This window comes from Bifidobacterium biavatii DSM 23969 (assembly GCF_000741165.1).
GTDB classification, from domain to species: Bacteria; Actinomycetota; Actinomycetes; order Actinomycetales; family Bifidobacteriaceae; genus Bifidobacterium; species Bifidobacterium biavatii.
Window position 1 is genome coordinate 1 of the sequence record NZ_JGYN01000035.1, and the last position, 8,060, is coordinate 8,060.

The following is an 8,060-nucleotide window of genomic DNA, read 5'->3' on the forward strand; positions in this document are numbered from 1 at the left end:
GGTCCGAACGCAAGTCCGCGTTCGGGCCTTTTTCATGCCCGGAACCGGGCGGAAAGGAGCATGTATGGCGTTAAACGGCATCGACATCGCCAGTTGGCAGTCCGGTATCAATCTCACCAAAGTGCCGTGTGATTTCGTCATCGTCAAAGCCACCGAAGGCGTCGGCTACGTGAACCCCGCATGGAACGCGCAGATGAGTGGCGCGGCGCGAGCCGGCAAGCTGCTCGGCGCCTACCACTACGCCAGCGGAGGGAACGCGATCAAGGAGGCCGACCATTTCCTCAACACGTTCAATCCGTACAAGGGCAAGGCCATCCCCGTGCTCGACTGGGAGTCCGGCGGGAACGCCGCGTGGGGCGACGGCTCGTGGGTCCGCCAATGGGTGAACCGGATCCACGAGCGTATTGGCATATGGCCGTTCGTCTACGTGCAATCATCCGCGATCAGCCAGATACCCGAGGACGTGCGGAAAAACTGCGGCCTGTGGGTCGCCCAGTACGCGAACTACACGCCCACCGGCTACCAGTCGACCCCGTGGAACGAGGGAGCGTACAGCTGCGCCATGCGCCAGTACACGAGCAGCGGCCAACTCGCCGGCTGGAACGGCAGTCTTGATTTGAACAAGTTCTACGGAGACCGCGCCGCATGGCAGGCCTACGCCACCGGCGGCAAAACCACAACCACCACCAAACCAACCACCAATACCAGTCTCATCGAAGGAGTCATCAGCGATATGAAGGCAACGCATATCCTCTTCCAGTACAGCGGCGCGATCTGCGTGGCGAACGTGCTCGCCGGCACATGGCGCGCGTTCCACGACCCCGAAGACCAGAAGGACACGATCAACGTGCTCAAGCAGTCCGGCGCCAAGGTCGTCGAATGGGGCGCGCTCAGAGGCAAGCCCGGCCAGAACAAGGTCGAAAACCCCGACGCGTTCGGCATCCGCATCGACAAGTAAAGGAACACGATCATGGTCAAGAACGACGGCAAACCAGATCTCGACGATCTCATCGACGGCAGCGAGGCCGAAAACCTCATCCTATGGGTGAAAGCCGCGGCGATCCGCGCGGTTAAGACCGCCGCCCAGTCCGCAGTCGCCGCCATCGGCACCACCACCCTGATCGGCTCGGTCGACTGGCGCGTCATCGCCGGCACCGCAGGACTCGCCGCAATCCTCAGCCTCCTCACCAGCACGGCAGGCATCCCCGAGGTCGACGACGGCCACAACGTCGCCACCATCGCAGGACAGTAAGCCCGCTCGACGCCTAGAGGCACCCCGTTCAACATTGCCGGTCACGATCGGCAATGTTGAACGGGGCATTTTTCGTTTGCGCGCGAACACCGGTATCATGGCTGGTAGCTGGAGCCAATCCAGCACCAAAACGCAGCAGAAACGTTAGCATGACCATAGTGTGACCTAACCGGATCGTTGGGCCGTGAACGTCAACTGGCAGTAAGGCTTACGGGAGTAGCGTAATCAGTCTTCCAAACTGATTACGCGGGTTCGATTCCCGTCATCCGCTCCACTCAAAACCGGCGGAATCCCGCCGGTTTTCTTGTATCCAAACGGCATCGTGACCACACTGCAACAACGATTATGCGGGCAAACGCTGCGATCGGAAACGACAACGAAGAACGCACCGCCCGCGCACGATGCGGGCGATGCGTTTATTTTCAGGGGAGCACGGCGCAGGAGCGGCGCCGCGACGTTAGCGGCGGATGATCTTGGCCTCGTACGGGTCGAGGTCGGCGTCGAGCGCGTCCATCACGTACTGGGAGCCGTTGAGGTGGGCGTGCTGCGGGTAGCCGGAGAAGTTGAACAGGCCGACGATTGTCTCGCCCGGGATCTGGCGGACGACGGCGAGCACCGCGTCGTTGAACGTGTCCCACGTCGACACCCACGCGTCGGGCGCGAAGCACGGGTCGTCGCGCATCTCGCGCAGGCTTGCCATGCCTTCCCACAGGCGGTTCTGCAGCGTGCCGGGCTCGTTGCGCAGCTCGGCCTTGCCCCAGTCGAACTTGCTGCGGTGCAGGTTGCGGCTGTCTTCGATGCGGTCCGGGTCCTCCTTGTAGTCCCAGCCGTTGAGCTGAGCGATTTCGTCGCCGCAGTTGAGCATCGGGAAGCCGCGCAGGAACGACATGGCCCGATGCATGAGCAGGTCGCGGTCGACGGCCTTGTCGAGGGCCGGCTTGTCGTGCGTGATGATCGCGCGTTCGATGCCGCACAGGCTGGCGGTGGTGCCGCAGCTGCGCGCGTCGGCCGTGGCCGAGTCGTAGTTGTACAGTTCGCCCATGGCCCAGCTGCCGGGGACCGCACCCTCGTAGAAGTGGTACAGGAATTCCTTGTGTTTGAGCGGGTCGATGCCGATCTGCCGCTCCACATCCTCGTCGAGACCCCAGCCGATGTCGTCGTGGCAGCGCAGGTAGTTGACGAACCAGCAGTTCTCGGGCAAGGCGTTGAGCTTGTCGATCTGCGCCTTGAGCAGGCGCGTGTCCTGGCTGGCGAGCGCGCTCCACAGGTTCACCATGATCGACACGTTGTACAGCATGTGGCATTCGGGCGCTTCGGGCGTGCCGAAGTATGCGGCGAGCTCCTTGGGGGCCATGACGACCTCGCCCTTAAGCACGACGGCCGGGCACACGCATTCGAGGATGATGCGCAGGATGCGCACAATGGTGTGCACGGTGGGCAGGTTCCGGCAGTTGGTGCCGAGCTCCTTCCAGATGTAGGGCACCGCGTCGATGCGGAACACTTCGACGCCGAGGTTAGCGAGGTGCATGACGCTCGACATCATGGCGACGAGCACCTTCGGGTTGCGGTAGTTGAGGTCCCACTGGAACGGGTAGAACTGGGTCATAACCCACTTTTGCATCTGCTCGTTCCACGTGAAGTTGCCGGGCGCGGAGCCGGGGAAGACCTGCGGCACGACGGCGTCGTACTGGTCGGGAATGGTGCGGTCGTCGTAGCAAAAGTAGTAGTCCTGGTACTCCGGGTCGCCGGCCTGCGCAGCCTTGGCCCAGCGGTGGGTGGACGCGGTGTGGTTCATCACGAAGTCGAGGCACAGGCTGATGCCGGCCTTGCGCAGCTTCTTGGTGAGGGCGGCGAGGTCCTCGTTGGTGCCGATGGACTGGTCGACGTTGTCGAAGTCCTCGACCGCGTAGCCGCCGTCGTTGTTCGGGTGCGGCATCTGCAGTAGCGGCATGAGGTGCAGGTAGGTGAGCTTCTGTTCCTTGAGGTACGGGATCTTGTCGGCGAGCTTTTTGAGATTACCGGCGAACAGGTCGGTATACATGGTCATGCCGAACATGTCGCCGCGCTTGTACCATTCAGGGTCAGCCTCGCGGGCGACGTCGAGCTTCTTCAAATCTGCGGGGCGGTCCTTGGCGGCGCTTTCCATGGCCGCAAGCAGCGTGCCGAACGCCTCTTCGTTGTGGTAGAGGCTCATGAACAGACGCTCGAGTTCGTCGCGGTGACGGGCGAGACGGGTGGTGAAGATGTCGTCGGTTGCGGTTGCCTGTGCCATGTGCGAAACTCCTTCGTCTGCGAATGGGCTCTTCTTCTCGTCAATCCTTTGACGTACGGATTTTGTTATATCAAACCGGTTCGACATAAAACCGGTTCGACACGCGGCGCACGCCATCGCCGAACGCAACGCACGACGGCGGAGCACGACGATCGCCACCGTTACGGCATCCGGCCGTCGACGGCAGGCAGATCAGTCACGCAGCCGACGCATCCGCCCGATCATTAGGACGTCGGAACTGCAGAACGACGGAACGTCCGCAGCCCGTCGATCACCCGATCTCCAGCATCGCCACGGCCGACGCGACCGGCCCGTCGTGTGACAGCGACACGTGCCACGTCAGCGCGCCCGCTCCCCCGCCCGACAGAGACAGCCGCAGCTCACGCGCGACGTCGTCGGCGAGCACGACGTGCGGCACGCCGAGCGCGTCGTCGAGAATCTCGATCCTCGCCCACGGGAAGTCGTCGATCGTATACGGCAGCGAACGAGCTACCGAAAACGCGGGCATCGCCTCGCACCACGCCTTGAGCACCGCCTCCTTGCCTGCCCACTTGGCCGCAAGATGCACCGCTTCGCCGTCGCGCTTGGTCCGCGCGCGTTCGACGGCCTGCCGCAGCTCGCGCACAGAGAACAGCGCGCGCATGCGCGAACCGGGTTCCGCCAGCTGGTCCGAGAATGCCGTCACGTCCACCACGTCGTGTCCCAGGCCGAATGTCATGCCGCGCTCCTTCTCCATACGCATATCCGCATACCAACAATAAGGTCAACAATAAAACCAAATATGGCCCCCTTGCGAACAAGAGGGCCATATCAGCCAGTCAAGGTCGGCGATCAGGCGAGTCGAGCGAATCAGGCCTCATAGAAGCCGTCGGCGCTCAGACGCGCGTCCGGATCGAGCAGCATGGCCTTTTCGACCTCGTGCGCGTCGTAGCGCGAACCGTCGGGCAGACGCGTGCCGTCCTTGCGGAAGCGACGGTTCTCGACCGGCTCGTAGAGCGCGGCGTGGCCCATCATGCCCTCCTCAAGCCGACGCTGGCCGGCGGCGAGACGCGCGTTCGCGCGTTCGCGCCACTGTTCCAGCGCTTCCTCGCCGTCCGCGTTCGCCACGGCCGCCTCAAACGCACCCGGGTTCACGATCGCCGCGAATCCGGAAACATGGCCGAAGCCGAGCGACGTGGCCAGTCCGGCCTTGACCGCACGTCCGCCGATCGCAAGCGGCGTGCGCAGCCACACCATGTGGTCGTCGCGCGCCATCTTCGGGTCGACGCAGTCGAGCGCCGCGTTCGCCGGGATCACGCCGGTGCGGAACAGCTGCGTCAGTCCGTTGATCTGGAACACGCATGCGCCGCCCTTCGCGTGGCCGGTGAGCGTCTTCTGCGAGATGACGAACAGCGGGTTGCCGTCGGTGCGGCCGATCGCGTGGGCGATCGTGTTGTGCAACTCGGATTCGTTCGGATCGTTCGCGTTAGTGGACGTGTCGTGCTTGGAGACCACGGCGATGTCGTCCGGCGCGACGCCGAGCGCGGCCAGGTCGCGCACGAGCTTCGAGTCGCGTCCGCCGCGGGCCGCGGCGAGCGCGCCGAGGCCGGGGGCCGGGATCGACGTGTGCGCGCCGTCCGCGAATGAGTGCACGTAGCCGACGACGCCGGCGACCGGGAGTCCCAGCCGCGCCGCGATGTCGCCTCGCGTGAGCAGGATCGTGCCGCCGCCCTGGGATTCGACGAAGCCGCCGCGGCGACGGTCGTTCGCACGGGAGAAGAACCGCGCGTCGATGCCCTTGCCGTACATTTCGGCGGAGTTCGCGGTGGCGTTCATATTGCCGAAGCCAATCACGGATTCCACGCCGATGTCGTCGATCGCGCCGGTGACCACGAAGTCGGCCTTGCCGAGCTTGATCTTGTCGAAGCCTTCTTCGAGCGACACCGCGGCGGTGGCGCAGGCGGAGACCGGCTGGATCATGTTGCCGTAGCCGCCGACGTACGACTGCATGACGTGCGCGGCGACGACGTTCGGCAGCGCCTCCTGCAGGATGTCGGTGGGGATCTCGTGGTTGAGGAAGCGGTCGAGGTACAGCTTGCGCATCGACATCATGCCGCCGAAGCCGGTGCCCTGCGTGCTCGCCACCATCGACGGGTGGATGGCCTGCAGGATTTCCACCGGAGTGAATCCGGCGGACAGGTACGCGTCCACGGTGGTGACGATGTTCCACAGCGCGATGCGATCCACATCGCCGACCATCGAGGCGGGGATGCCCCACTTGACCGGGTCGAAGCCGGTCGGGAACTGGCCGCCGACCGTGCGGGTCATGGTGACACGGCGCGGCACGCGGATCATCGAACCGGCGTGGCGGGTCACGTTCCACTCGCCGGATTCGGTGTCGCGGGCGATGGTCGTGTGTGCGGCGTCGAGCGCGACGTATTCGCGCGCGGCGTCCTCGCTCGGCACGGAGAAGGTGACGTCGTGGTCGAGGTAGACCTCGGCCTCCTCCTCGTCGTTGCCGTGGCGACCGCCGTCGGACGCGCGGTAGTCGTTGCCCATGCCGTCCTCGAACGGGCGGATGCCGGAGCGGGCCACAACCTCGTCGTGGTAGCGGTCGTGGATGTCTTCCTCGGGCACGAGGTTGCCATCGGTGTCGTACCAACCGGGCTTCGGGCTGTCCTGCCAGGTGAGCAGTCCCATGTTCCACGCGAGTTCGAGCACCGCGCCGGCGGACAGGTCGACCGTGCCGTCGGAACGGATGCCGAGCTCGGCTTCGGCGCGCGTGCGGCCGGAGCCCCACGGGCCGAGTTCGCCGATGGAGACGATCACGACCTCGTCTTCCGGACGCGCGGTGACGTGCGCCCAGTCGGCCAGATCGACGGCCGGCTGTGCGGGGACGTTCGGCGTGGGCAGCGCTTTGAGCGTGGCTCCGGAAGGATTCTCGGCTCCCTCGGCTGAGGGAGCTGTCTGCGCAGCAGACTGAGGGAGCGTAGAAGCTGAAGCACTCGACGAAGCCGCAACGGCGGAAGAGAGACGACCTTCGGTCGCGCTGTTGTTGGCGGCTGCCGCCGCAGACGCTCCCCCAGTCGACCTGCGGTCGACAGCCCCCTCAGCCGAGGGGGCCGAGGCTGCCGCCTGCTTCTGAGTCGCGTCAGCTTCGGCCTCCGCACGCAACGCGCGGATGTCGATCGGTTCGTTGCCGAGACCGCCGGTCAGGTCGACGTCGAGCGGCGCTTTCGCGGCGGCCGCGCGCGATGCGGCGGTGCACAGGTCGAGCAGCTTGGCCGCGATTTCGGCGGTCGAGTACGTGCGGATGCCGTGCTTTTCGACGACGTCGACGAGCGGATCATTGCCGCCCATGAGCCCGGTGCCGCGCACCCAGCCGATCTTCGGGTGGGCGAACGTCACGCGGTCGGACCACACGCGCTCGGAGCGGGCACGGTTGACGATCGCGTCGAACGCGGACTTGACCTCGCCGTACGCGCCGTCACCACCGAACACGCCGCGATTGGGCGAGCCGGGCAGCACGACGTGCATCTTGTGCTGCACGTCTGTGTCCGTGCCGATCTTCGCAAGCCCAGCGATCGCGCGTTCGACGCCCCACAGCATGAGGCGCGCCTGCGATTCGAACAGTTCGCCGGAGTCGGCCATCGTACCGTGCACCGGCGGCGCGGCGAACGGGAAGAACAGGGTCGGCTCGTACGCAGGCTTGAGGATCGTAGTGGTCGCGCCACTCGTCTTCTTCTGCTCGTGGCCAACCCAGTCGACGAGCGCGTCGACGTCGCGATAGCTGGACAGGTTCGCCGGAACCAGCCAGAGCTTCGCGCCGGCCGTGGCGTGCGTGCGGTACGTGAGTTTCGCCCATGCCTTGACACTCGGCTTGAAGCTGTGCGACGTGGCGATGACGGTCGCGCCGCCAGCGAGCAGGCCCGCGACGACCTGCGCTGCGATCGAATTCGGTGCAACGCCGGTGACCACGGCGATGTCGCCCGCGAAGCGCGACGATGTCGGGTCATCGGATACCGGTTCGAGAGCCTCGGCCGCAATGTGTTCGAATGCGGCCTTAAGGGCGGTTGCGGCTTCTTGAGCGGATCGGGTGTACGCTCCCTCAGTCTCGCTGCGCTCGACAGCGTCCTGCAATTGCGGACGGCCTGCGGCTGCGCTCTGCTGACTCGCTGTCGCTCGCACCTCGCCTACAAACGCCTCCGGCGTTTGCTTCACGGCTCGGCCCTCAGCCGAGGGAGCCGAGGCTGCCGCCAGCTTCTGAATCGCTGTCTCGGCACGCTCGGCGAACCAGCGAGCCTCGTCGGCGATCGCCTTGCCGAGGCCGCGGAAGCTACCATCGAGCAGCGCCGGATTGCCGTCGTAGAACGCGCGGGCAAGGTCCTCGCGGGCGGACGCCCAGCGGTCGTCGAACAGGATCGCCTTGTTCGCGTCGAAGCGGGGCTCCACCTGCTGCGGCCAGTCGGCGCCGAGTTCGGCGGTGACGGTCGCGACCACAGCCGCATTGCGCGCCGCCTCGTCGGCGTCGAAGTCGGCGACCGGCGCGGCAATACC

The 8,060-nt window shown here is 65.5% G+C and carries 4 protein-coding genes and 2 pseudogenes; 2 read left to right on the forward strand and 4 right to left on the reverse strand.

The annotated features are described in order from the left end of the window. Nucleotides 1-64: 64 nt before the first annotated feature. Both BBIA_RS11615 and BBIA_RS11620 read left to right on the forward strand, forming a co-directional pair. Nucleotides 65-958 carry a GH25 family lysozyme gene (locus BBIA_RS11615; protein WP_051924031.1) on the forward strand — a complete coding sequence of 298 codons (894 nt, stop codon included), beginning with the start codon at nucleotides 65-67 and terminating at the stop codon, nucleotides 956-958. Nucleotides 959-970: 12 nt separating this feature from the next. After that, entirely contained in the window at nucleotides 971-1,252 is a 282-nt protein-coding gene (locus BBIA_RS11620) for a holin (protein WP_081892378.1), read from the forward strand. A gap of 457 nt (nucleotides 1,253-1,709) precedes the next feature. Here the strand turns inward: BBIA_RS11620 and BBIA_RS11625 are convergent, their stop codons facing one another. From BBIA_RS11625 to BBIA_RS15130, 4 genes and pseudogenes are all read right to left on the reverse strand, one after another. Then, nucleotides 1,710-3,524 carry an alpha-amylase family protein gene (locus BBIA_RS11625; RefSeq protein ID WP_033493489.1) on the reverse strand — a complete coding sequence of 605 codons (1,815 nt, stop codon included), beginning with the start codon at nucleotides 3,522-3,524 and terminating at the stop codon, nucleotides 1,710-1,712. A 271-nt stretch (nucleotides 3,525-3,795) separates the two neighbouring features. Then, entirely contained in the window at nucleotides 3,796-4,242 is a 447-nt protein-coding gene (locus tag BBIA_RS11630) for a holo-ACP synthase (protein WP_033493487.1), read from the reverse strand. 131 nt (nucleotides 4,243-4,373) lie between these two features. Beyond that, nucleotides 4,374-6,428: pseudogene (locus BBIA_RS15125) on the reverse strand (beta-ketoacyl synthase N-terminal-like domain-containing protein); the annotation flags it as partial. 156 nt (nucleotides 6,429-6,584) lie between these two features. Continuing rightward, a pseudogene (locus BBIA_RS15130) lies at nucleotides 6,585-8,060 on the reverse strand (hypothetical protein); the annotation flags it as partial.